Annotated in this window: 2 protein-coding genes; both read right to left on the bottom strand. The window is 56.4% G+C overall.

What is annotated here, in order from left to right; translation table 11 throughout:
• Positions 1–711, bottom strand: coding sequence for a haloacid dehalogenase type II (locus tag ACESNI_RS00980; RefSeq protein ID WP_373084071.1), 711 nt, complete (start codon positions 709–711; stop codon positions 1–3).
• Between the two features lie 90 nt (positions 712–801).
• Positions 802–2,516 (bottom strand): lytic transglycosylase domain-containing protein (locus tag ACESNI_RS00975; RefSeq protein WP_373084069.1); only part of this gene is annotated, 1,715 nt, incomplete at its 5' end.

Below are 2,516 nucleotides of genomic sequence, written 5' to 3'. Positions count from 1 at the left end.
TTATACGCTCTCGCTGCTGAAGGGGGGAATACCGATAATCGGGGGCAGGTCGGCTAGGGTGGCTATCTCGGCATCCGGTTTTCCCGGCATGCGTTCTTCAGGCTGCGCGAACCGGTTACACCAGACGACATTAAACCCGAAGGCCTTGGCGGCATAGGCATCCCAGCCGTTGGAAGATTGAAAACAGATTTCCGACGGGTGCAGGCCAAGGCGATCAACGGCCATCTGGTAGACAGCCGGGTCCGGCTTGTAAATCCCGACCTCTTCGATTGAATAGACACCGTCGAGCAGATGCGAGATACCGGCATTCCCGGTTGCGGCAGAGAGCATTTTCGGCGTTCCATTTGAAAGAATGGTGCATTTAATGTTCGATGATTGCAGCATTTCGAGCAGAGGCTTGACTTCCGGGTAACAGGACAGCTTGAGATACAGCCCCATCAAACGTTCGCGTAAATCGGTATCCTCGATTCCGGCGCTATGAAGGGCGAAATCAAGAGCATCCCCGGTCACCTGCCAAAAGTCAGCATGCCGTTTTTGCAGGCTTCGCAACCAGCTATATTGCAGTTGTTTCGTCCGCCAGATCACCGCCACTTCTTCCCATTTTTTGCCGAGCGACGCCTGTTCTTCCCGGGCGGCAGCGTTGACGTCGAACAGCGTGCCATAGGCGTCAAAGACACAAGCCTTGATATTTTTAAGCGTTACAACAGTCATCCGTTAACCTTCTTATTCAGCACCCCGTTGTATGTTGGACAAGTGACGGTTCAATGCAAGTAAAGTTTTTGAAAGCGAGCGGAAAGAGCGCTACTGGATGACGACGCCACGATTAATGTCGCGGTTGATCTGCAATTGGCTCACCTGTTTCGGAGTCAGCCGCTGGCGATAAATCTGCAGGTTTTCCATCACCCGCTGCACGTAGTTGCGCGTCTCCGAAAAGGGAATAAGTTCGATCCAGTCGATCACGTCAATATCGTCTGAACGCGGATCGCCACTGTCCCGGAGCCAGTTCCGGACATTCCTCGGGCCAGCATTGTAGGCCGCGATCGCGAGTACGTAGGAGCCCTCGAATTCATCGATAAGACCGGCCAGATAGGAACTGCCGAGCTGGGTATTATAAACCGGATCGTCCGTGAGCCGGTTTTTTGAGTAGGCGACATTCAGTTGCCGGGAGACGGCTTCGGCGGTGGCTGGCATTAACTGCATCAGGCCGCGGGCTCCGGCACCGGAAACGGCATCGGCTGCAAAGGCGCTTTCCTGCCGTGTAATCGCCAGCGTCAAGGCCGGTTCAATCGGCGGATCATGCCGCTTTTTCAATGACGGCGTTGGCCAGTTGATTTCCGTGAGGTCGGTCCCGAGTTGGGACGCCCGTTTGGCAATCGCAATGGCATAGTCAGGCCGGTCAATTTTGGTGGCAAGGCGGGCCAGATAGACATAGCTTTCCTCCTTGGTCACCGTTTCGGCCATATGCAGCAGAAAGGACTTGGCCCAGAACGGCATATCCAGCTCCGCCAGATTGCGGACTGCCGTGACCTGCTCCGTCATGCCGAGGGCCTTCACCTCACGGTCGTCGGGTTTCGTTACCTTGGGGATTGTGGGCAAGTCCTCTTGCCCCAGTTCGTGAAGCGCCATCTGGCCGTAATAGGTCGTGTAATCGCGGGCGGCAATCTTGTACCAATATTGCGCCATGTCCGGATCGCTCAACGATGCCTGTGCCCGGCCGATCCAGTAGGCGGCGCGAGCCCGACTGATCGGGTAGCTGACATTTTCATAAAGTCGGAGAAAATGCTGGAGTGCCTTCTTGCCATCATTCTGAAACCGCAGGGCGATCCAGCCGGACAGCCATTCGGCGGCGGCAAAATCCGCGCCCTGGTCAAGGCCGTGCCGACTGGCGAGTTGGTATGCGTCCGATATCTGGCCCTTGAGAAGAAGGTTGCGCGCCTGGATGTGGCGTTCACGCCACCATTTATCCGCGCGCGGGACCGCGCTGTCCATCTGCAGCAGGAGTTCAAGCGATCCTTTGTCCAGCGATTGTTTGCGACGCCATTTCGCGCGCTCGAATATCAATCCGGGGTCATTTTGCAGGTCTGCCGGGACGGCGCGCACGGCACTATCGACATTTCCTTCATTTTTCATCAGCCGGATGCGGGCCACGGCAAGCTTCTCCGCTCCCGACCCGACATAGGGAAACAGACGCGTGGCGGCCCCAATATTACGTTCCCATAATAGATGATCGAGACGCTTTTCATGGTCGATACGGGTGAGCAGCCCCTTATGACGGACGAGGATATCGCTTTCGACCTCATTGGTGAAATAGCCTGTGGTCCAGGCCTGCTTGATCCAGTTAATCCCCTCGGCCTTGCGGCCCTGATTTATCAGGGCTTCGCCATAGCGGAGCATGCCAATGCCGGAGGCGGGGGGCTCGGTTGCAAACCAGTCCAGCGTTTTTTCGGCACTGACGGGGGTGTCCAACGCCTCTTCGGCGCGGCGCCGCAGATATTGCTGTAACGGCCATTTTGGAT

Origin of the sequence: Sneathiella sp., assembly GCF_041689005.1 — a bacterium.
Lineage (GTDB): Bacteria > Pseudomonadota > Alphaproteobacteria > Sneathiellales > Sneathiellaceae > Sneathiella.
This window is presented reverse-complemented; position numbering and strand designations above follow the sequence as displayed.

Coding starts and splice junctions, on each gene's coding strand:
- ACESNI_RS00980 (WP_373084071.1), bottom strand. CDS start 711: ATGACTGTTGTAACGCTTAAAAATATCAAGGCTTGTGTCTTTGACGCC.